Genomic DNA, 20,875 nt, shown 5'->3' with positions numbered 1-20,875 from the left:
GGCTGATGCGCCGATATTCGCGATCTCACTAGGGCGAAGCTCGAGAGGAAAGTAAATCCACTAAGTCACTGTTAAATAAACATATAATCAAATAGCAGCGTGATTATACAGCCCGCTTTCGCGCCTGCCGATAGGTGCCCAATAGGCGGACTGAATTGCAGTGAAATTCGAGCTCCTCAAGCGCTCGATCGACGGCAGCATCGCCGGGAATCCCTTCAATATCCGCATAGAATTTTGATGCGGAAAAACTGCTGCCTTCCTGATAGCTTTCCAGCTTGGTCATATTTACACCATTGGTCGCAAATCCGCCCATGGCTTTGTAAAGAGCTGCTGGAATATTTTTCACCTCAAAGATGAAAGTCGTCATGAGGCGGCTATCTTCGCCCGCTTTTGGTTCGGGAATATTGGCTTCGGATGCCAGCAAAACAAACCGGGTCATGTTATGCGCCTCGTCTTCAATCGCATTGGCAATTGGCTCAAGGCCATAAATTTCTGCGGCCAGAGGCGGCGCAATGGCAGCGGCATTGGGGTCATTATCCTGCGCCACATAAGCGGCTGCCGCAGCAGTGTCCGCATAAGCGACGGGAATAATGTCATGATTGCGCAAATAATGCCGGCATTGGCCAAGCGCTTGGGGATGACTCATGGCGGTTTTGATCTTCGCATCGGCCGATTGGGCCATCAGGCAATGGCGTATCGGCATGAAATGCTCAGCGACAATATAGAGCCCCGATTCGGGTAACAAAAAATGAATATCGGCAACCCGGCCGTGCAGACTATTCTCGATGGGAATAATGGCGCTGCCCGCGGTGCCTTGCTTGACCGCATCGAGAGCATCTTCAAAGGAAAAGCAAGGTAACGCTAAGCAATCGGGCGCATATTCCAATGCCGCGAGATGGGAATTTGCCCCCGGAGCGCCTTGAAAGGCGATGGTTTGATCAGGAGACTCAGCGGCGGTTTCTGCCATTTTCTCAACCAAACCCAAAGCATTTTGGGGGAAGCTATTCATGATATTACCTATCCCTATTCTGTCTGTCGATCTTGCGCCCGGTTTGTACGGCTAGCGATTGCCGGACAAAAGGCCACCGCGCAAGACCTGATCGCAAATCATCCTTCTTACGTAACAAAATTAGCTGCATGAGATGCAATTGAGGTCTTGCTTTGAATCGGCGCTGTTATTAGAGAAAGCCCAAAGTTTCGACAGGCCAAGCCTGTCCGCAATGCAGGGATTTGAGACGAGATGGATAATAACAACACCATTGCTGGTTGGGTACTGGCCGGCGGAATCGCCGCGCTCGGCTTTTCAATCCTCAGCGGAAAATATTTCCACGCTGATAAAAACGAACGACCAGAAACCCTCGGTTTCGTTATCGAAGGCGTTGAAGCGGAAGCCGGCGCTAAAGAAGAAGTCCCGATGAGCATGATGTTGGCCAAAGCGGATATCGCTAAGGGTGAGGCTGTTTTCAAAAAATGTGTTGCTTGTCATACGATTAATCAAGGCGGCGCCAATGGGATCGGCCCGAATCTATACGATACACTAGACAAGCCGCACGGCCATGTCGCGGGCTTTGCTTATAGCGATGGGTTGTCGTCGATCCAAGGCAATTGGAATTTCGACAATATGAACGCGTGGCTCATTTCTCCGCGCAAATATGCACCGGGCACAAAAATGACTTTTGCTGGCTTGGGCAAACCTGAAGATCGCGCAAATGTTATCGCCTATATGAACGCGCAAGGTTCCAATTTGCCATATCCTGAAGCTCCGGCTCCGGAAGCTGAAGCGCCAGAGGGAGAAGAGGCGGTGGAAGAAGCAGCTGAAGATGCCGCTGCAGACGCCGTAGCAGAAGAAACCGCTGCTGCTGATGAAGCCGCCGCAGAAGAATAAGAATTTAGTCTTTAGCCACAATCGAGATCGTAAAAGTCCTGAATAATTGTCCAGGCTTCATCGGCTGTTTCGACAAATTGGAACAGATCGAGATCTTTGGCGCTGATCGTTCCTTCTTCGGCCAAGGCTTCGAAGTTAATCACCCGATTCCAGAAATCTTTGCCGAACAAGATGATCGGTAAAGGCTCCATCTTGCCGGTTTGAATGAGGGTGAGCAGCTCAAAAAATTCGTCAAATGTCCCAAAGCCGCCGGGGAAGACGGCAACCGCCCGCGCGCGCAGGAGAAAGTGCATCTTGCGCAGCGCAAAATAATGAAATTGAAAGCTTAATGACGGCGTCACATATTCATTGGGAGCCTGTTCATGAGGCAGCACAATGTTGAGGCCGATCGATTCTTTCCCAACATCTTGCGCGCCCCGATTGGCTGCTTCCATGATCGATGGACCACCACCAGAGCACACGACAAAATCACGCTTGCCATTTTCTTCGATTCCGCAATTGCTGGCAACTTGGGCGAGTTTGCGAGCCTCCTCGTAATATTTGGCTTTTTCTTTCAATCGGTTCGCAGTTTTGAGCGATGCTTCATCGGTCGCCGCTTCGATTAATGCATCGGCTTTGCTTGGTTCGGGTATCCGCGCGGACCCATACATGACCAATGTTGAACCAATTTGCGCCTCATCAAGCAGCATTTCCGGTTTTAACAGCTCTAGCTGAAAGCGGACAGGCCGCAATTCTTCGCGCAACAGAAAGTCATTGTCCTGAAAAGCCAATGTATAGGCCGGATCTTCTGTTTGCGGTGTGCTCAGCGCTTGTTTTTTGGTGAAATCTACTTCTTGTTTGGCACGATAGAAGCGGCGATCATGTAAATCTTTATTGGTCATAGCCACCCTCTAGAGCATAGCTAAGCGTCTTGCCAATGAACTTAATGGTTGTTGGGCAATAATCGCTCAACGGCAATATCCATTTCCGCCCATATCAAAATGAAAATGGTCCCGGTGCGCGGCGTTAAAGTCCGGGCTGAGCACGGTTCCGAAACGGCGACAGGCGCTTTTGTGGATTGCCCTCAGAAATTGCCGCTCCCGGCGATTCCCGTTCCAGTCTTTGGTCAATGTAATGCGCCGGCCATCTGCAAGGACGAATCCGGAAATGTCGATAGCATTGGCTCGGCCATGTTCCGAGAGGCGGTTTGATCCCGCCACGCGCCGGCAGCTATAGCTTCCCATGGTTTCGATTCTGACCAATTCGCTCCCTAAATATTGCCGGGCAGCACGGCGCACTGCAAATTCTGTCCAAGCGGCAAATTTATTGGCAAGCTGACAGCGAATGGGACCCAGATTTGAGATATCGGTATAGCGACCGACATCGATCATAGTGATGGCGTCAATCTGGCTGCAACCTCCGGCAAAATTTTTATTGGGCAGGGGGGAAAAGCGAACACCGGCTTTGCGCAGTTCCCCATAGCATTGTTTGGCCGAAGGGCTGGGATCGATATCAATCCTTCCACTATCTGGTCGTTTGCTGTCTGGAATACCGCAAGCCGTGACTGCAAAAGATAATAGCGCCAAACCGAGGATATTGCGCATCGGAACGATGGACTGGGCAGATTTTTTCATAATATTCGTTTGACTATATCGTCCTGAATCTTCGATGAAGCTTATGACATATAACCGGTTTTGTACCGAAGAGACAATTTTTTGCGACTAACTGAGTCAGTATCCGGCGGAAATTTTCTGAGCCACCAATCGCAAGAATTTGTTCGCCGGTTGCAATTTTGCGTCTTGACTTGCTGCGCTGCAACAACCATTGCGGCGACGGGCCACGCGGTCCCAACGCCGCGCGAGCTCTCTGTAAGGAGAAGCATACATGACTGATACGATGTTACCGCAACCCGAGTTGCGTCCAAATTGCCCGAATTTTTCTTCGGGCCCAACCGCCAAATTTCCTGGCTGGTCTCTCGATAAAATTAATATTGTGGCCATGGGCCGCTCTCACCGCTCTGCAACTGGCAAGGGACGGCTGAAATATGCCATTGATCTTAGCCGCGAGCTGCTTGGTATTCCTGACGATTATCTTATCGGCATTGTTCCTGCATCTGATACGGGTGCAGTTGAACTGGCAATGTGGAACATGCTGGGCGCCCGCCCGGTCACGGTCGCGGCTTGGGAAAGCTTCGGCAATGTCTGGATTCAGGATGCCGTAAAGCAGCTAAAGCCAGCAAATCTCTCCGTTCTCGAGGCTGATTATGGCGAAATTCCAGATCTTACGCAGATCGACAAGGGGGATGATATTGTCTTTACTTGGAATGGCACAACATCCGGCGCAAAAATTCCCAATACCGACTGGATTGCCGACGACCGGGATGGCGTGACGATCAACGATGCCACCAGCGCTGTATTCGCCCAGCCAATGGATTGGGCAAAGCTCGATGCAACCACCTATAGTTGGCAAAAAGTCATGGGGTCAGAAGCTGGGCATGGCATGTTGATCCTCAGCCCACGGGCCGTAGAACGCATTGAGAGCTATAATCCAAACTGGCCATTGCCAAAGATTTTCCGCGTAAAAAAAGGCGATAAGCTTAACCGCGCTATTTTTGACGGGGCTACGATCAACACACCTTCATTGCTGGCGACGGAAGATTATATCGCGTCGCTGGAATGGGCTAAATCAATTGGCGGTTTGTCTGAATTGCATGCGCGGGCAGACCGCAATGCGAAGATTGTTCATGATTGGATTGAAGCAACGCCTTGGCTTCGCAATATGGTAAGCGATCCGGCCAAATGGACCAATACGGGCATCTGCATGATGTTTCAGGGCGATTGGTATGAAGGTCTGTCTGACGAAGACAAAGCTTCGGTGCCTAAAAAGGTCGCGGCTTTGCTCGACAAAATGGACATTGCCTATGATTTTAATGGCTATCGCGACGCGCCGCCTTCGCTGCGCATTTGGTGCGGTTCGACAGTTGAAGAAGAAGACCTGCGTCGCCTGTTGCCATGGATTGAATGGGCCTTTGCACAGGTGAAAGCCGAGATTTAATTATCCGTCCGCTGGATGATCACCGGGATATTTGCGCGCAAAATTGCTGAAGCCGCTTGTCCCGAGATATTTCTTGGACGTCGAGTTATAGAAAGTTTTTCTTATGCCAAAAGTACTGATTTCTGACAAAATGGACCCTAAAGCTGCTGAATTATTCCGGGAGCGCGGAGTAGAGGTGGACGAGATTACCGGACAGACACCGGAAGAGTTGCTCAAAATAATTGGTGATTATGATGGTCTTGCAATCCGGTCGTCGACTAAGGTCACGCCCGAAATTTTGGCCGCAGCAACCAACTTGAAAGTGGTGGGCCGCGCTGGAATTGGCGTTGATAATGTGGATATCCCTGCTGCATCTGCCAAAGGCGTGGTGGTCATGAACACGCCCTTTGGCAACAGTATCACTACTGCGGAACATGCGATCGCGATGATGTTTGCGCTGGCCCGCCAACTGCCATCGGCTGACGCGTCGACCCAAGCAGGCAAATGGGAAAAGTCCAAATTTATGGGCGTCGAGCTGACCAGTAAAACGCTGGGATTGATCGGAGCGGGCAATATCGGTTCGATTGTCGCCGAACGGGCCATTGGTCTGCGGATGAAGGTAGTCGCCTATGACCCCTTTTTAACCGCCGAGCGTGCTGTGGAAATTGGCATTGAAAAAGTGACATTGGATGAGCTGCTGGAGCGCGCTGATTTTATCACCATGCACACGCCTTTAACGGATCAGACGCGCAATATTCTTTCTGCTGAAGCCATTGCCAAAACAAAACCGGGTGTCAGGATTATCAACTGTGCGCGCGGCGGGCTGATTGATGAAGCGGCCTTGAAAATGGCTCTGGAATCTGGCCATGTCGCTGGCGCAGCGTTGGATGTTTATGCCCAGGAACCTGCTAAGGAGAATGAACTTTTTGGCACGCCCAACTTAATTTGTACCCCGCATTTGGGCGCCTCAACCAGCGAAGCACAGGTTAATGTTGCCATTCAGGTGGCAGAGCAAATGGCCGACTATCTGGTCAATGGCGGTGTCACAAACGCGCTCAACATGCCTAGCCTATCGGCTGAGCAAGCGCCGAAACTCAAGCCTTATATGGCCTTGGCGACCCAATTGGGGTCGCTGGTTGGGCAATTGGCAGGCGATGAAGTCAAAGGCGTGTCAGTGGAAGTGGAAGGCGCCGCAGCAGATTTGGATCCCAAGCCGATTACAGCAGCGGTCCTTGCTGGCTTGATGCGCGCGTATAGCGATACGGTGAATATGGTGAATGCACCTTATTTGGCAAAAGAACGCGGCCTCGATGTTCGTGAAGTTCGCCATGAACGAGAAGGCGATTATCACACTTTGGTTCGTGTTTCCGTGGCGACCAACGAAGGGGAAAAATCGGTTGCCGGGACGTTGTTCGGTTCATCCGGGCCACGATTGGTCGAAATGTTCGGAATTAAAGTGGAGGCCGATCTGGAAGGCGACATGCTATATGTAGTGAACCAAGATCAACCCGGCTTTATTGGCCGCGTCGGTTCGACCTTAGGCGAAGCTGGCGTGAATATTGGCACATTCCATCTGGGGCGCCGGTCGGACGCTCCGGGCGGGGAAGCGGTATTATTATTGTCGATCGATTCGCCGGTTGAGGAGCCTGTCTTGTGGGCTGTGTGTAAATTGGAAGGGGTGAAAACGGTCAAAGCCCTGCGCTTCTAAGCGGGAGGGCAAAAAACCGCTGGCCTCAGCGCGCGCTTAGGCTATGGAGGCGAAAGTCTATGCAAAAGCTGTCTAACTTGCTGCCCGAAGGCTTTCACGATTCCTTGCCTCCTCATGCTGAGGCCGGTTCTCGACTCGAACGCGATGTTCTCGATACTTTGGCTAGCCACGGCTATGCACGCGTATCGCCGCCATTGGTTGAATATGAAGATGTCCTCTCGGGACGGATGACCGGGTCGTCCAAGCGTGATTTGATGCGTTTTGTAGACCCTATTTCGCAGCGCACATTGGCGCTCCGCCCGGACGTAACCATGCAAATTGGCCGGATTGCTGCCACCAGCTTGTCCGAGGCGGCGCGGCCTTTGCGATTGAGCTATTCCGGGCAGGTTCTTAAGCTGCGCTCAGGCCAATTGCGTCCGGAGCGCAGCCGCCTGCAAATTGGTGCAGAGCTGATCGGGACCGATAGCGTGGCTGCGGCAAGCGAGATTGTCGCCGTGGCCATTGAGGCTTTGGGGCGGGCCGGTTTGACTGGCATTACGGTTGATTTCACGATGCCGGATCTGGTCGACGTGCTGTCCGCCGGTCCTTTGCCGCTCAGCCCTGCGCAAGCCAATGAAGTCCGCAGCGAGCTGGATATGAAAGATGCTGGCGGCCTTTCTGAATTGGGTGCTAACGGATATTTGCCGTTAATCGAGGCCACCGGACCATTTGATACCGCCATGGAGAAAATGCGCGCCTTTGAATGTGACGATCTTTTAACATCGCGCCTCGATGGCATTGCGGCCATTGCTGATAATATCAAAGACCAGGCGATGCTGACTCTCGACCCGACAGAACGCCATGGGTTCGAATATCAAAACTGGTTTGGCTTTACGTTGTTCGCAGAAGGCTTTGTTGGCGCCATGGGGCGTGGCGGTAGTTATGAAATTGCAACCGCAGACGGCGCGGTTGAAAATGCTGTAGGTTTTTCCCTTTATCCTAGCCCTTTGGTCGATGCCGGGTTTAGCGCTAAGACCAAAGACAGTCTGTTCTTGCCGATCGGACATGATGTGAGCGTGGCGCAAGCCTTGCGGGGACAAGGATGGCGCACCGTTGCAGCATTATCCGACAGCGATGATGCCGCAACTTTGGGGTGTACTCACTATCTCAACGGTAAACAGCCGGTAGCAATTTAACAGGAAGACGGGCGAATATGGCGAATGTAACCGTGATCGGTGCTCAATGGGGTGATGAAGGCAAAGGCAAAATTGTCGATTGGTTGTCTGAACGCGCGGATGTCGTGGTTCGTTTTCAAGGCGGTCATAATGCGGGCCATACATTGGTTGTCGATGGAGAAGTGTACAAGCTCTCTCTCTTGCCTTCCGGGATTGTCCGCGGTGCCTTGTCGATCATTGGCAATGGCGTGGTCTTGGATCCTTGGCATTTGCGCGATGAAATTGAAAAGCTCAGCAATCAGGGTGTGGAAATCAACGCCGATAATTTTGGTATTGCAGAAAATTGTCCGCTGATATTGCCTATTCACCGCGATCTGGATGCGATGCGCGAAGATGCTAGCGGCAAAGGCAAAATCGGGACGACCCGGCGCGGAATTGGACCTGCCTATGAAGATAAAGTGGGGCGCCGGTCTATCCGGGTCTGCGATCTGGCTTATCTAGACGATCTGGGGCCACAATTGGACAGATTATGCGCGCATCATGATGCGTTGCGCGCAGGATTTGGAGAAGACCCAATTGATCGCGACCGGCTATTGGCAGACTTGCGGGAAATTGCCGATAGTGTTCTGCAATATGCACAACCGGTTTGGAAACGTCTCAACGAGGCGCGCAAGCGCGGGGATCGGATCTTGTTTGAAGGCGCACAAGGCGTGTTGCTCGACGTTGATCACGGCACCTATCCATTTGTCACCAGTTCCAATACAATTTCCGGAACAGCTGCGGCGGGTTCCGGGGTCGGGCCTTCGGGCACTGGCTATGTTTTGGGTATAGTCAAAGCCTATACGACACGCGTCGGATCCGGCCCCTTTCCGACCGAACTCAACGATGATATCGGCCAACGTCTTGGGGAACGCGGTCATGAATTTGGCACGGTTACCGGACGTCAAAGACGCTGTGGTTGGTTTGATGCGGTATTGGTACGTCAGGCACTCGCTGTATCTGGCGTTGCTGGCATTGCATTGACCAAACTGGACGTTCTCGATGGCTTTGAAGAGCTAAAAATTTGCGTCGGATATGATTTGAATGGCGTGACCTATGACTATCTGCCACCTCATCATCAAGATCAAGAAGCGGTGAAGCCCATATTCGAAACCATGCCCGGTTGGAGTGAGTCCACCGCTGGCGCCCGTAGCTGGGCAGAATTGCCCGCGCAGGCCATTAAATATATCAAGCGGGTGGAAGAATTGATCCAATGTCCGGTCGCGTTGGTGTCCACTTCACCCGAGCGCGAAGACACGATTTTGGTCACGGATCCTTTTGCAGACTAAGCTTCTCTTGCTTGCGCCGCTCTTGGCAATTGCGGGATGCGGATCAGACGCGCCTGTCCAAGGATCGGAAACGATCGTGGCATCTGCCCCGCTTCCCGACATTCCTGCAGGCGTTAAAGCGGATCATATCGTTGTCGATAAAAGTGATCGCACGTTGATCCTTTATCAAGACGATACCGAAATTGCGCGCTATGATCAGATCCGCTTCGGTAATGCACCATTGGGCCATAAACGCTTTGAAGGTGATGAAAAAACCCCGGAGGGGACCTATCGCATCAATGGACGCAATCCGGGGAGCCGTTTTCATCTCAGTTTGCGAATTTCCTATCCCAATGCTGTGGATCGCGCTTTTGCGCAAGCCCGCGGCAAATCTCCCGGCGGGGATATTTTTATCCATGGGCAACCCAATGGATATCAAGGCGCGCCGATTGCTTCGGATTGGACTGATGGATGCATCGCCCTGAGCAATGCGGAAATAAAACAAATCTGGGAGGTTGTGCCCGACGGCACATCCATCACGATACAGCCCTAGACATCATCCGCTGAAATCATTTCTTCACGGTCAATTTCATTGGTCATTACCGCAACGGTTGTGGCAATGGCGGCATCTCCGGATACGTTGGTCGTTGTCCGCATCATATCCATAATCCGATCCACTCCGGCGACAAAGGCGATGGTTTCCAACGGGACGCCCACACTGCCGAATACCAGTGCCATCATGATCAAGCCCGCTCCTGGAATACCGGCCGCTCCAATAGCGCCCAATGTCGACGTAATGGCGATGAGCACATAATCGCCAAAGCTCAAATCAACGCCGAAAATTTGCGCGCCGAACAAGGTTGCTAAGCCCAGATACATTGCCGTGCCGTTCATGTTTATCGTTGCGCCCAGCGACACGACGAAACTTGCAACAGAATTGCTGACGCCCAGATTGCGTTCAACACAGCGCAAGGTCACGGGGAGTGTTGCATTGGAAGAAGCGGTGGAATAGCTAACCGCAATTGCATCGATAATACCGCGGAAAAAATCAATCACCGGCAATTTGGCGACAAATTTTATCAGCGATGAATACATGACGCCGATGATCAGCAAGCAGCCCAGATAATTGAGGCCAACCAATTGTGCGAGCGAGATAAGCGCATCGGGTCCTAGTGTACCAGCGACCCAAGCCATAAGCGCGAAGACGCCAAAAGGGGTCAGTTCCATGACGATCATTGTCACTTTTTGCATAACAATCGCACCGCTATCGAATATTTTCGCCAGTGGTTTGCCGTCTTCCTTGGCCATTAAAATTCCAATACCGATCAGCAACGCGAAGACGATTAGCGGGAGAACACGGACATCGGCCATGACTTGGACCGGACTATCCGGGACAATAGACAGGATCATGTCGACCGCAGTGGTATCATTGGGCGCAGGTGTTTCCCCTTTCTGAATGGCGCTGGTATCGACGCCTTTCCCGGGTTGGAAAAATGTTCCGAGTGCAAGGCCGAGCCAGGCTGCAATCTGACCGGTAATCACGAACAAAATCATCGCTCGCCCGCCGACACTGCCGAGTTTTCGAAGATCGCCTAAAGCCGCAACGCCTGCGACCAACGAGAAGAAGATCAAGGGAACGACGAGCATTTTGATGGCTTTGATGAAAAAGTCGCCGATCCATTTGATCGATTCCGCATCGGGACCCCATAGCAGTCCGGTCAGTACGCCCAAAATGAGCGCAGCGATTACGCGCTGCCAAAGCGGTATTTTGAACCAGAAGGACAGCATGTAACGAACCCCTTTATTGATTATTTTCAACCTATCGTTGCAAGCGGATTACAGCAAGTCATTAGCGCTTCACATTGTAAAGCTGATTGCCAGACAGGTGGCCAGTCCGACACCAAAGGTGAGTGGAATACCCGCCTTGAAAAAGTCGGTGAACCGATAATTACCAGCAGCATAAACCAAAGTATTGGTTTGATAGCCAATGGGCGTCGCAAAACTGGCCGAGGCCGCAAACATTACGGCAATAACCAATGGTCTGGGATCGACGCCCAGATCCTGTCCCAAGGCGATGACAATTGGCGTGATGATGATGGCAACGGCATTATTGGTAACAATTTCGGTCATGATCACTGACAAAATATAGATGGAAAACACCAAGGCCCATGGCGGCATGGATTGCAATACGGGCGTCAATTGACTGACGATAAGGTCGACGCTGCCGGCTTGTTGCAAGCCCAAACCGACCGCTAACATGCCGAATATCAGAACCAGAACATTGCCATCCATCGATCCCCAGGCTTCTTCCGCGTCAATACAGCGGGCCAGCAAAATTGCACCCACCGCGAGAATGGCTGCCACCGCCAAGGGCACAATATTGAGAGCCGCCAGGACAACCACAGCCACCAAAGCCCCAATGGCTATCGGAGCCCGGTCGCGGCGGAAGGCCCGAATTTTCGTTTCACCGACGCCGAATAAATTGGGATTTTCGTACATTCGCTGAATATCTTTGCTCGACCCGGTGACTAGCAAGCGGTCAGCAGCATGGATCCGCGCGTTGGTTAGATCGGATCGCGGCAAATTGCGATAGCGGGTCATGCCCAGAATACGGACGTTTAGCTGCCCGAGAAAGGGAATATCGAAGAGCCTGTTGCCGATGCTCGGGTGGCCCGGCGCAACCGTTGCTTCGACAAGTTCTTCACCCAATGGACCGACATCGCCAGACCGTACGATACCGATTTTGAAGTCTTCCGAAGAGCGCAAGGAAATTAATTCCGCTAGGTCTAACCGCACGACAATGCGATCACCCGCGCGCAATTCATGATGTTCCAGATCATGGCGAATATAACTGCTCAGCCGTTTTACTGCGGATACTTTTACACTGGTGCGGCGGATTATCGGAACTTCGGACAATATTTTCCCAATGGCCGAAGAGCGTGTTCTCACGGTTAATTCGGTAAGAAAATCACTTTCATCGCTGCTGGTAAATTCGCCGCCCACTTGCCCGGAAGGCAGCAACCAACTGCTGAACAACACCATCATGATGGTTCCAGCGACAGCAGCCACTAGCCCATAAGGTGTAATATCAAATATTCCAAAACCGGGCATGCCAGTATCGCGGGCAACGGAATCCACAATCAAGTTGGTCGATGTGCCGATCAATGTGGTGGTGCCGCCCAATATACAGACAAAACTAAGCGGAATGAGGAGCTTTTTGGACGAGATACCTGTGGCGCCAGATAGGCGAATGATGATGGGAATCAGCACCAATACAACCGGGGTATTGTTCATAAAGGCCGAAGCAACAAAAGCGCCAAGGAACATCTCGACAACGGCCAATTTCGGTCGTTTTTTCGCGCGCTCGATGATGATTCCTGCAATCGCATCAATGGTTCCGGTGCGTAGTAAGGCGCCCGATAAGATGAACATCGCGGCAATTGTTATCGGAGCTGTGTTTGAAAATACCGAGAAAAGTCCGTCAGAATCAATAATGCCGAGAAACAGGAACATGCAGGCGCCTAAAACCGCAACAACCGCCGCTGGAAACCGCTCCATGATAAAGCCGGCAAAAAGAAAACCCAAAATAACAAGGCCGATAATCGCCTTATGCGCCTGAATATAGTCGTCAATGACGTGAAGAACGAGATCAATCATCTAAACTAATCTCATCCACATTGGGCCCGATGCAGCAATTTCTGATCGGCCAATACTAAAGCCATCATGGCTTCGACAACCGGCACTCCTCTGATGCCGACGCACGGATCGTGGCGGCCTTTGGTCACGATCTGTGTCGCGTCACCGTCTCGCGTAATCGTATCGACCGGAGTCAAGATAGAGCTGGTGGGTTTAAAAGCTACGCGGCACAAAAGCGGTTGGCCAGTGGTTATACCGCCGGCGGTGCCGCCGCTGTGATTGGCCATAAATTCTGGACCATCTGCGCCGGGACGCATCGCATCGGCATTTTCTTCACCGCGCAAACGAGCAGCAGCAAAACCATCACCAATTTCAACGCCTTTGGTCGCGTTAATTGTCATCATGGCAGCAGCGAGTTCGCTATCCATTTTCGCATAAACAGGAGCGCCCCAACCAGCGGGGACGCCGGTCGCTTCGCAGGCGATGATTGCGCCGAGACTGCTGCCCGCTTTGCGCGCCGCATCGACCAGCTCTTCCCAGCGTTTAGCGGCCACCGGATCAGGACAGAAAAAGGGATTTTTGTCTATTTCTTCGGGATTAAAATTGGCCATATCAATGGCATCACCGCCAATTTCAGACACCCATGCTCGGATTGATATTTCGGGAATAACCAGCCGCGCAACCGCGCCAGCTGCGACCCGTGCAGCGGTTTCGCGGGCGCTGGAACGGCCGCCACCGCGATAATCGCGAAAACCATATTTGGCGTCATAGGCATAGTCGGCATGGCCGGGACGATAAGCCTTGGCCACTTCGCTATAATCTTTCGAACGCTGGTCGACATTTTCGATCATCAGCGAAATGGGCGTACCCGTGGTTTTGCCTTCAAATAGACCGGAAAGGATTTTTACTTGATCCGGTTCTTGGCGTTGGGTCGTGAATTTGGATTGGCCCGGTCGGCGTGCATCCAAAAAGGGCTGGATATCGGTTTCACTAAGATCCAATCCTGGCGGACAGCCATCGACCATTGCGCCAAGCGCGGGACCATGGCTTTCCCCCCAAGTCGAAAAGCGAAAAACGCGGCCAAAACTGTTAAAACTCATATGCCCTCATCACGTGGCCGTTCCTCTATTACAGGCGGCCGAAGGCCGATGCATATTCTGCTCGCCCTGACTGCGGCTTTTGAACGTTCGCGTCAAGCCAGAGCGCTTGAAAATACTGGCCGGCAAATGGCGATGCAAAAGGTTCCGCATCTTTAGCGGAAAAACCAAAGCGGGAATAATATTGCGGAGAGCCCAATAATATAATGAGCTGCCAATGATTTTCCGTGGCCCATTGAATGGCAAAATTCACCATCTGGGACCCAATGCCGTGGCCTTGCAGTTCCGGTTCAACCGCAACTGGCCCAAGACCAAGCGCCTTTATCGGGTTGCCATTGCCGACAACATCCATCGGACTGAGGGCAATATGACTGACTATACCGGTTTCATTCTGGCCAATATGCGAGAAATAAAGATCCCCATCATCGCGCAACATATCGATCAACCGAGCCTCTGCGTCCGTTTCAAATGCCGCTTTGGTTACAGCAAAAATGGCGGCCTGATCGGCGGGTTTCTCGTCACGAAATTCCATCAGTCGAGAGCGATATCCGGCGCGTCTTCCTGTTTCATACCGATGGTATGATAGCCTGCGTCAACATGATGGGTTTCGCCGCTGACCCCGGAAGACAGATCGGAAAGAAAATAAAGCGCAGAAGAACCCACGTCATCAATGGTAACGTTGCGCCGGAGCGGTGCATTATATTCGTTCCATTTTAGAATATACCGGAAATCCCCAATTCCTGATGCCGCGAGAGTTTTAATCGGCCCAGCGGAAATAGCGTTCACTCTGATGCCTTGCGGCCCAACATCATTGGCGAGATATTTAACTGATGTTTCCAAAGCCGCCTTTGCAACGCCCATCACATTATAGTGCGGGATGACTTTTTCGGCACCATAATAGGATAAGGTGAGCATCGAACCGCCCTGACTCATCATCGCAGCCGCCCGTTTTGCAACGGCGGTAAAACTATAGACGCTGATGTTCATCGTCATCAGAAAATCTTCAAGCGTGACATCGAAATATTGACCGCGCAGGGCTTCTTTGTTGGTAAATCCAATGGCATGCACCACAAAATCAATGGTCGGCCATTTCTCCGCCAATTGAGCGAATGTTTGATCGAGTTGATCCATATCGGAAACATCGCAATCCAACAGAAAGTCACAGCCCAATTCTTCGGCCAGCGGCTTGACTCGCTTGGCCATTACTTCGCCTTGATAGCTTATTGCCAGTTCAGCGCCAGCTTCAGACAATTTTTTCGCAATACCCCAAGCGAGTGACTTATTATTTGCGAGACCCATGATCAGGCCGCGTTTGCCTTTCATCAGTTCATTCATTGCCTGTCCTTTTTAGCATAAAATTTGACTCTCAATAGCGACGGTGACCGAGATATTCCAGAAAATCATCGCTGTGCTATTGTACTTCCGGCGCTTTATGCTGCGGTCGGTCGGCAAGAGCGGCGTTTAACTCGGAACCAATCACCATTCCCAGCCCAATGAGATAGAAAAATATCAATGTGATCATCACGCCGGCCAGACTGCCATAAGTGAGTTGATAATTGGCAGCATATTTCAAAAATAGCGGCAGCAGCCCGGTTATCAATAGCCACCAACCGCTGATGAATACGGCGCCGGGCCATTTGGGATAAGCGCGTGGCCGATATTGGCGGGGTGTCAGCAGGCGAAAAAGAAGATAGAGAGTGATGAATAAAATCAGGAAGGGAAGGGCGCTGGATAGCGAGAACCAGGCCGTGCTTTCTTCCAGCTTGGGAAAGAATTCCCCCAGAAATTCACTAATTCCAGCCAGTAAAAATTGTGCGCTTAGCGCGAGCATAGCAAAAAATACCGACAATATTATCAGCCCAATAGAGGTGAGCCGATATTCCCAAAAAGCCCGTTGTGCTGTGACCCCATAGGCCCGGTGCAATATTTCGCGAATGGTTTCGATCAGACTGGCAGTCGTCCAAAGTCCAACCCCAGCGCTGAACCACAATAATGGCCCAGTGCGGGCGCCCATAGCATCACTGATCGGATCATGGAGCGCACTGGCAACCGATGGAGGAACCGTGCTGAGAAACGCTTCGACAAAATCGGTGCCAATTGCCGTTTGGCCAATGCTGCCGGCAATGGCTGCGGCAACTATAAAAAAGGAAAAGACCGCCAAAAGGGCCAAATAGGCAAAATTTCCGGCAAAGGTAAAACCATCGGTATAAACGCCGACGGCGGTGCGCTGGAAAACCGAGATAATCTGCCGGGGCAAAGGACCGTCGGATAAGGCATTGGCCGCTCGGCTGCTTTTTTGTCCCGGACGCGTCGGCGCCTCATGCCGCGCTTCAGGGGACAGAGGCGAGGAGTCAGACATGCGTGGCAGGGATCAATTCATACCCCCATATGCTCGCGGGGATTTTCTTCATTTTCCCAATTTTTCACAAATTCGGCAAGCTTTGGATCATCCTCTGGAACGCTAATCATAAGCGTAACCAGATGATCGCCGCGTCCTCCCGACTTTTTATGAAAACCGCGATTTTTCAGCCGCAAGGTCTTTCCGGAATCAGATCCAGCCGGAATGGATAGCATGACCGGACCGTCGACAGTCGGGACTTTTATCTTTGCCCCTTCAACCGCTTCTTTCAGCGTGATCGGCAGTTCGAGCGTCACATTGTCACCGTCGCGCTCATAAAAGGGGTGGGCGTTGATATAAATGGTCACAATAGCATCGCCATTGCCGCCGGGGCCTTGGCGGCCTTTTCCAGCGAGCCGCATCTGCGTGCCTTCTTCGACACCTTTGGGTAGGCTTAGATCAATGGTTTTACCGTCTTCCAGCGTGATTCTTTGCTTGTCGAGCGTCGCCGCGGCGATAAATTCAACTTTCAAGCGATAAGAAATATTGGCGCCTTTGGGAGGCGGGGGGCTGGGTTGACGAGAACCAAACGGCCCGGAACTGCGACCACCACCGCCGAAAAGACCGTCAAAAATATCACCAAAATCTGATCCGCCACTGCCGAAATCAAACTGCTGACCGCCTGCTCTGCGCGAATATCCTCCGCCTTGGCCGCCACCAAAGCCATAGCCAGCGGGATTGCCATCGGCATCAATCTCGCCTCGGTCAAATTGCGCCCGCTTGTCTTTGTCGAGTAACAAATCATAAGCTTTTGTGACGTCGGAAAAGCGTTCGGTTGCCTTGGGATTATCTTTGTTGCGGTCGGGATGCAGTTCCTTGGCAAGCTTGCGATAGGCGCTCTTGATCTCCTTTTCGCTGGCGCCTTTTTCGACGCCCAATGCCTGATACGGATCTGCCATTACTCTACCTTTTCAATTCCTTATCTCTAATAAGATTGGAATCATTTCCCGCGAATTCAATATGGTGTTTTATTGAGGTACTACGGCTTCCGCAACTTTATTATGTCGTGTCATCCGCAGCAACAGATAAAGCACTAAGCCTAAAGGCCCTAGCATCAAGGTAAAAAACAAGATCGGGACCTGCAGCCACCGTGCAAATCCATGTTTGTCGGCATTGCGCGCGATCCAGATTCCGACAAAAAGATCGAACGCAAGATAATGTATCCATCCAACCGTCGCGCCGCCATCGCTGGACAAGAGCGCTTGCACACCAGCTAAGGAGGTAAAATCAGCACCGCCACTCGCTCCGCCGCTGATCATCCCGGTCATTAGCGGAATTATGATGGCGGCATAGGCCAAAGCCAATAGTCCAACGCCGCCGTAAAATACCATTTTGATGACGATATCATTCGGCCAATAGTGCCGGGGTGCAAAGGCCAAGACCAGCCACATGATCAAGGCCCAATTGTTGCAGATCGTAAAAATTAAATCCCAATTCATGCTCTTTCCCCCGGCTGTTAGTCGCCGGTTAGCAGGAAATGACGCGCGGCGCCATTGGCGGGCCTTTGGGACATCCAACTTCTTCATTCCGCCGATCCTTTGCCGAACCGATTGGAAGTATCCCCAAATTGGTTAAAACCGGGCTTTCTCCGTGAAAGCGCAGCCGCTAGTGATGCGGTCAAACAAACCGTGATAAATTTTCGAGCCCTACTTAATCAAAGCGCAACACAACCGTAGCTGATATCTCAAGGGAGATTGAATCTGATGCCTATTACTGCAGTATTGCCATTATCATTCGCCATGATCTTTTCCGCCAATGCCGTGGAAAATGAAAGCAATAAATTGCATTCGGCATCCCCTACAAGCGACAATATTGTCTATGTGCAATGTACGGAAGTGAAGCTGGAATATAAATCCGGTGGCACGATGCGGGAGACCCAAAGCCAAAATTGCGCAACCGCGGCGCGGACCATTATCTTCTAGTCTTTCTCTCAACCGGCGGAATAGGACATTGCTGTTTGGCGTTGGTTGACCGTAACGGTACAGACAGCTGCTTGCCGCGGTCATCGCGCTTGCTCCTTCCATCCAATTATCCCATGATAATCGCTCTTTCCTGGCTGCAAACAGACTGATAGAGCTGCGTTATGAAATCCGATCCATTTGTCCTTTTCGAAAGCTGGTTTACTGAAGCGCGCGACAGTGAACGCAATGACAGCAATGCGATGACTATCGCAACCGTCGATGCAAGCGGGCAACCGGCGGCGCGGATGGTGCTGCTCAAAGGACATGATCAGGACGGGTTCGTATTTTATACGAACCAGCAAAGCCGCAAGGCGAAGGATATTGAATCCAATCCCAAAGCAGCCATCTTGTTTCATTGGAAAAGTCTCAGGCGACAAATCCGCATTGAAGGCAGCTTGTCTCCCGTTTCAGATGTCACAGCAGATGCGTATTTTGCCTCTCGAGGTCGGGATTCGCAATTGGGAGCATGGGCCTCGGATCAATCTCGCCCGTTGGACAGCCGCGCGACATTTGAAGCGCGGTTTGAAGACGTCCGTGCGCGCTTTGATGGCCGAGAGGTTACACGTCCGCCCCATTGGTCAGGCTATTGTTTGGCCCCCCAACGATTTGAATTTTGGCAAGACCGCGAACATCGCCTGCATGAGCGGAGACTATTTGTAATAAACGGCAATGATTGGACGGAAGGAATGCTGTATCCATGACACAAAATAACCAAACCCTCCCCTATTTTCACGTGGATGCTTTTGCACAACGAGCCTTTACCGGCAATCAAGCCGCGGTCATGCCTCTAGAAAATTGGTTGGACGATGCCGTGTTGCAAGCCATTGGTGAAGAAAATAACTTTGCTGAGACTGCTTTTTATCTGCCCGATGAAACCGGAGAGGCTGATTATGAGCTCCGTTGGTTTACTCCCACAGTCGAAATTGCCCTATGTGGCCACGCGACATTGGCGAGCGGCCATATTCTGATGACGCAAGGTCCCGATCTGGAAAAAGTGACCTTCCGCACGCGCAATGCCGGAATTCTGACAATGACTCGAGATGGTGATGGTTATGCATTGGAACTGCCTGCCTATGCGCCGGCTCCAAAGTCGCTGACTGACATTTGCGATCTGTTGGGCGGCAGTCCCATAGATACGCAATTTCATGAAGGGCGTTATAATGTAATTCGCTATGAAACGGCGGATGAGGTTTTGGCGCTTTCCCCTGATCTCAAAAGCCTGTCAGCTTTGGGCAACGAGCAATTTATTTGCACGGCCCCTGGAAAAGATACCGATGTTCTTAGCCGCGTATTTGTCCCTGGAGCGGGTGTCGATGAAGATAGCGTAACAGGCTCTGCCCATGCCGTCTTGACTCCCTATTGGGCTGGCGTGCTGGGACGAGACAGTTTTACTGCGTTTCAAGCCAGCGTTCGCGGTGGATATGTGAACTGCCGTCTCGCGGGTGATAAAGCATGGTTGGGCGGAAAATGCGTAACTGTGGTTGAAGGTATTTTCCGCTTTTAAATGCCGTGAAGGATCAGCGAAGCTATTCCGCAATCGTCACCGCGACGAATTTTGCCAATCTTCCTTATTTCGCGAGGGGAAAGGCTGCGACAATTTTTCCGATTTGATCGCTCATCGGCCGATTGACATCATCTTGAGTTTTGCCAAGACGAACCACCGTCAACTTTTGTTCCGGTGATACGACAATTTGCTGTCCCAAATGTCCCAGGGCGGCGAATACCGTGTCCGGTGCCATATCGGGAAATAAAATTTGGTTGAAACCTTCTGGGCGCTTCTTGTTGAGCCAGATATGTCCGCCATAAGACGGATCATTGGCGGAAGAGGTGCGCATGAATTTTACCCAACTAACAGGCAGATGCTGGGCTCCTTTGCGGGCGCCATTATTCCTCAAAAATTCACCAAATTTGGCATAATCGCGAGCAGTGGATTGTATGATGCTGCCGCCCAGAAACGTACCGTTGGCGTCAAATTCAAAATAGGTGCTATCCATACCGAGGGGCTCGAGCAATCGACCGCGAATGAATCGCATAGCGGTGTTCCGTCGTGTTTCCGGATCTTCGCTTTTGGTCAATGTCCGGGTGATTATATCCGCCAATATTATGCTGGTGGCGGTGCTATATTCGAATTTGGCACCAGGTTCCGCTTCCATCGGCCGCGCTTCGGCATAGCCCGCCATATCGCTAGCGCCGTCGAGGAAGAGCATTTGCTGCGTATCCGCCTCATATATAGTCTTGCCATTTTCTTCGGCCACTTCCGTGTGGTCTAAGCCCGATGACATATGGATAAGCTGGCGCAATGTAATATCGCCGCGCGGATCGCCCGGTCGCTGCCAAGCTGGCACGGGGGCAGGGTCATCCAAGACTAGCCGCCCATCTGCAACGAGAAATCCAATCAGCGCACCGGTAATCGATTTCGCCATAGACCAACTGATGAAGCGAGTGTCTTCGTCATAGCCTTCACCATATTTCTCCGCGACTATTTCACCGCGATGCATGATCAGCAGGGCGCGGGTTTCGGCCATGGCGGGGTCTTCGAACAAAGGCGAGATGACCCGATCGAGGCGGGCTTTATCTATCGGGCTGGAATCCGATATATAGGCGAGTTGTTCAGCAGACTTGGCAGGCGGAGTGACTGGTGCATCCGTGTCGCTACAATTGGCAAGTGCGAGAATGAGGGATGGAACCAGAATGAATTTAATCTTGTGCATTGTCAT

Annotated in this window: 21 protein-coding genes; 9 read left to right on the top strand and 12 right to left on the bottom strand. The window is 51.7% G+C overall.

Translation table 11 applies throughout. The annotated features are described in order from the left end of the window. Positions 1–103 precede the first annotated feature (103 nt). Positions 104–1,009, bottom strand: a complete 906-nt coding sequence (locus ABJU74_RS15780) for a prephenate dehydratase (RefSeq protein WP_348385210.1) — start codon at positions 1,007–1,009, stop codon at positions 104–106. 231 nt (positions 1,010–1,240) lie between these two features. Between ABJU74_RS15780 and ABJU74_RS15775 the strand changes: the two genes are divergently transcribed. After that, positions 1,241–1,885, top strand: coding sequence for a cytochrome c family protein (locus ABJU74_RS15775; protein ID WP_348385211.1), 645 nt, complete (start codon positions 1,241–1,243; stop codon positions 1,883–1,885). Between the two features lie 11 nt (positions 1,886–1,896). Here ABJU74_RS15775 and ABJU74_RS15770 read toward each other — a convergent pair whose 3' ends face one another. Beyond that, positions 1,897–2,766 carry a TIGR00730 family Rossman fold protein gene (locus ABJU74_RS15770; protein WP_348385212.1) on the bottom strand — a complete coding sequence of 290 codons (870 nt, stop codon included), beginning with the start codon at positions 2,764–2,766 and terminating at the stop codon, positions 1,897–1,899. A gap of 66 nt (positions 2,767–2,832) precedes the next feature. Continuing rightward, positions 2,833–3,498, bottom strand: a complete 666-nt coding sequence (locus ABJU74_RS15765; protein ID WP_348385213.1) for an extensin family protein — start codon at positions 3,496–3,498, stop codon at positions 2,833–2,835. A gap of 250 nt (positions 3,499–3,748) precedes the next feature. On the opposite strand from ABJU74_RS15765, the gene ABJU74_RS15760 reads away from it, so the two are divergent. From ABJU74_RS15760 to ABJU74_RS15740, 5 genes are all read left to right on the top strand, one after another. Next, a complete protein-coding gene (locus ABJU74_RS15760) occupies positions 3,749–4,918 on the top strand; it encodes a phosphoserine transaminase (protein WP_348385214.1) in 1,170 nt (389 codons plus the stop codon). Between the two features lie 103 nt (positions 4,919–5,021). Further along, a complete protein-coding gene (serA, locus tag ABJU74_RS15755) occupies positions 5,022–6,605 on the top strand; it encodes a phosphoglycerate dehydrogenase (protein ID WP_348385215.1) in 1,584 nt (527 codons plus the stop codon). A gap of 59 nt (positions 6,606–6,664) precedes the next feature. Further along, positions 6,665–7,780, top strand: a complete 1,116-nt coding sequence (locus ABJU74_RS15750; protein WP_348385216.1) for an ATP phosphoribosyltransferase regulatory subunit — start codon at positions 6,665–6,667, stop codon at positions 7,778–7,780. Between the two features lie 17 nt (positions 7,781–7,797). Further along, positions 7,798–9,087: an adenylosuccinate synthase gene (locus ABJU74_RS15745; RefSeq protein WP_348385217.1), complete on the top strand. Its 1,290-nt coding sequence runs from the start codon at positions 7,798–7,800 to the stop codon at positions 9,085–9,087. Between the two features lie 76 nt (positions 9,088–9,163). After that, positions 9,164–9,619, top strand: coding sequence for a L,D-transpeptidase family protein (locus ABJU74_RS15740; RefSeq protein ID WP_348385218.1), 456 nt, complete (start codon positions 9,164–9,166; stop codon positions 9,617–9,619). On the opposite strand, the gene ABJU74_RS15735 is transcribed toward ABJU74_RS15740, so the two are convergent. The 8 genes from ABJU74_RS15735 to ABJU74_RS15700 all read right to left on the bottom strand — a co-directional run bounded on the left by ABJU74_RS15735 (position 9,616) and on the right by ABJU74_RS15700 (position 17,636). Further along, a complete protein-coding gene (locus ABJU74_RS15735; protein WP_348385219.1) occupies positions 9,616–10,854 on the bottom strand; it encodes a dicarboxylate/amino acid:cation symporter in 1,239 nt (412 codons plus the stop codon). The two genes, ABJU74_RS15740 and ABJU74_RS15735, sit on opposite strands and share 4 nt — an antisense overlap. A gap of 69 nt (positions 10,855–10,923) precedes the next feature. Then, complete coding sequence (locus tag ABJU74_RS15730; protein ID WP_348385220.1) at positions 10,924–12,723, bottom strand: SLC13 family permease; 1,800 nt, start codon at positions 12,721–12,723, stop codon at positions 10,924–10,926. Positions 12,724–12,734: 11 nt separating this feature from the next. Beyond that, positions 12,735–13,802 carry a chorismate synthase gene (aroC, locus tag ABJU74_RS15725; RefSeq protein ID WP_348385221.1) on the bottom strand — a complete coding sequence of 356 codons (1,068 nt, stop codon included), beginning with the start codon at positions 13,800–13,802 and terminating at the stop codon, positions 12,735–12,737. 28 nt (positions 13,803–13,830) lie between these two features. Then, positions 13,831–14,331 carry an N-acetyltransferase gene (locus tag ABJU74_RS15720; protein ID WP_348385222.1) on the bottom strand — a complete coding sequence of 167 codons (501 nt, stop codon included), beginning with the start codon at positions 14,329–14,331 and terminating at the stop codon, positions 13,831–13,833. Beyond that, a complete protein-coding gene (gene fabI / locus ABJU74_RS15715) occupies positions 14,331–15,134 on the bottom strand; it encodes an enoyl-ACP reductase FabI (RefSeq protein WP_348385223.1) in 804 nt (267 codons plus the stop codon). The genes ABJU74_RS15720 and fabI overlap by 1 nt, the downstream gene beginning before the upstream one ends. 76 nt (positions 15,135–15,210) lie before the next feature. Further along, a complete protein-coding gene (locus ABJU74_RS15710) occupies positions 15,211–16,158 on the bottom strand; it encodes a YihY/virulence factor BrkB family protein (protein WP_348385224.1) in 948 nt (315 codons plus the stop codon). Positions 16,159–16,175: 17 nt separating this feature from the next. Then, a complete protein-coding gene (locus ABJU74_RS15705) occupies positions 16,176–17,096 on the bottom strand; it encodes a DnaJ C-terminal domain-containing protein (RefSeq protein ID WP_348385225.1) in 921 nt (306 codons plus the stop codon). A gap of 69 nt (positions 17,097–17,165) precedes the next feature. After that, a complete protein-coding gene (locus ABJU74_RS15700; protein WP_348385226.1) occupies positions 17,166–17,636 on the bottom strand; it encodes an ABA4-like family protein in 471 nt (156 codons plus the stop codon). A 264-nt stretch (positions 17,637–17,900) separates the two neighbouring features. Between ABJU74_RS15700 and ABJU74_RS15695 the strand changes: the two genes are divergently transcribed. The 3 genes from ABJU74_RS15695 (at position 17,901) to ABJU74_RS15685 (ending at position 19,662) form a co-directional block, all read left to right on the top strand. After that, positions 17,901–18,119 (top strand): hypothetical protein, encoded by a 219-nt coding sequence (locus ABJU74_RS15695; protein WP_348385227.1) that lies wholly within the window; start codon positions 17,901–17,903, stop codon positions 18,117–18,119. A 161-nt stretch (positions 18,120–18,280) separates the two neighbouring features. Continuing rightward, entirely contained in the window at positions 18,281–18,859 is a 579-nt protein-coding gene (gene pdxH / locus ABJU74_RS15690) for a pyridoxamine 5'-phosphate oxidase (RefSeq protein WP_348385228.1), read from the top strand. Further along, complete coding sequence (locus tag ABJU74_RS15685; RefSeq protein ID WP_348385229.1) at positions 18,856–19,662, top strand: PhzF family phenazine biosynthesis protein; 807 nt, start codon at positions 18,856–18,858, stop codon at positions 19,660–19,662. The genes pdxH and ABJU74_RS15685 overlap by 4 nt, the downstream gene beginning before the upstream one ends. A gap of 64 nt (positions 19,663–19,726) precedes the next feature. On the opposite strand, the gene ABJU74_RS15680 is transcribed toward ABJU74_RS15685, so the two are convergent. After that, positions 19,727–20,875 (bottom strand): serine hydrolase, encoded by a 1,149-nt coding sequence (locus ABJU74_RS15680; protein WP_348385230.1) that lies wholly within the window; start codon positions 20,873–20,875, stop codon positions 19,727–19,729.

The organism is Parasphingorhabdus sp., from assembly GCF_039982415.1.
Classification (GTDB): Bacteria; Pseudomonadota; Alphaproteobacteria; order Sphingomonadales; family Sphingomonadaceae; genus Parasphingorhabdus.
Note: the sequence above shows the minus strand (reverse complement) of the source record. Positions and strands in the feature narration are given on the sequence as shown.

Coding starts and splice junctions, on each gene's coding strand:
- ABJU74_RS15780 (WP_348385210.1), bottom strand. CDS start 1,009: ATGAATAGCTTCCCCCAAAATGCTTTGGGTTTGGTTGAGAAAATGGCA.
- ABJU74_RS15775 (WP_348385211.1), top strand. CDS start 1,241: ATGGATAATAACAACACCATTGCTGGTTGGGTACTGGCCGGCGGAATC.
- ABJU74_RS15770 (WP_348385212.1), bottom strand. CDS start 2,766: ATGACCAATAAAGATTTACATGATCGCCGCTTCTATCGTGCCAAACAA.
- ABJU74_RS15765 (WP_348385213.1), bottom strand. CDS start 3,498: ATGAAAAAATCTGCCCAGTCCATCGTTCCGATGCGCAATATCCTCGGT.
- ABJU74_RS15760 (WP_348385214.1), top strand. CDS start 3,749: ATGACTGATACGATGTTACCGCAACCCGAGTTGCGTCCAAATTGCCCG.
- serA (WP_348385215.1), top strand. CDS start 5,022: ATGCCAAAAGTACTGATTTCTGACAAAATGGACCCTAAAGCTGCTGAA.
- ABJU74_RS15750 (WP_348385216.1), top strand. CDS start 6,665: ATGCAAAAGCTGTCTAACTTGCTGCCCGAAGGCTTTCACGATTCCTTG.
- ABJU74_RS15745 (WP_348385217.1), top strand. CDS start 7,798: ATGGCGAATGTAACCGTGATCGGTGCTCAATGGGGTGATGAAGGCAAA.
- ABJU74_RS15735 (WP_348385219.1), bottom strand. CDS start 10,854: ATGCTGTCCTTCTGGTTCAAAATACCGCTTTGGCAGCGCGTAATCGCT.
- ABJU74_RS15730 (WP_348385220.1), bottom strand. CDS start 12,723: ATGATTGATCTCGTTCTTCACGTCATTGACGACTATATTCAGGCGCAT.
- aroC (WP_348385221.1), bottom strand. CDS start 13,802: ATGAGTTTTAACAGTTTTGGCCGCGTTTTTCGCTTTTCGACTTGGGGG.
- ABJU74_RS15720 (WP_348385222.1), bottom strand. CDS start 14,331: ATGGAATTTCGTGACGAGAAACCCGCCGATCAGGCCGCCATTTTTGCT.
- fabI (WP_348385223.1), bottom strand. CDS start 15,134: ATGAATGAACTGATGAAAGGCAAACGCGGCCTGATCATGGGTCTCGCA.
- ABJU74_RS15710 (WP_348385224.1), bottom strand. CDS start 16,158: ATGTCTGACTCCTCGCCTCTGTCCCCTGAAGCGCGGCATGAGGCGCCG.
- ABJU74_RS15705 (WP_348385225.1), bottom strand. CDS start 17,096: ATGGCAGATCCGTATCAGGCATTGGGCGTCGAAAAAGGCGCCAGCGAA.
- ABJU74_RS15700 (WP_348385226.1), bottom strand. CDS start 17,636: ATGAATTGGGATTTAATTTTTACGATCTGCAACAATTGGGCCTTGATC.
- ABJU74_RS15695 (WP_348385227.1), top strand. CDS start 17,901: ATGCCTATTACTGCAGTATTGCCATTATCATTCGCCATGATCTTTTCC.
- pdxH (WP_348385228.1), top strand. CDS start 18,281: ATGAAATCCGATCCATTTGTCCTTTTCGAAAGCTGGTTTACTGAAGCG.
- ABJU74_RS15685 (WP_348385229.1), top strand. CDS start 18,856: ATGACACAAAATAACCAAACCCTCCCCTATTTTCACGTGGATGCTTTT.
- ABJU74_RS15680 (WP_348385230.1), bottom strand. CDS start 20,875: ATGACAATGCACAAGATTAAATTCATTCTGGTTCCATCCCTCATTCTC.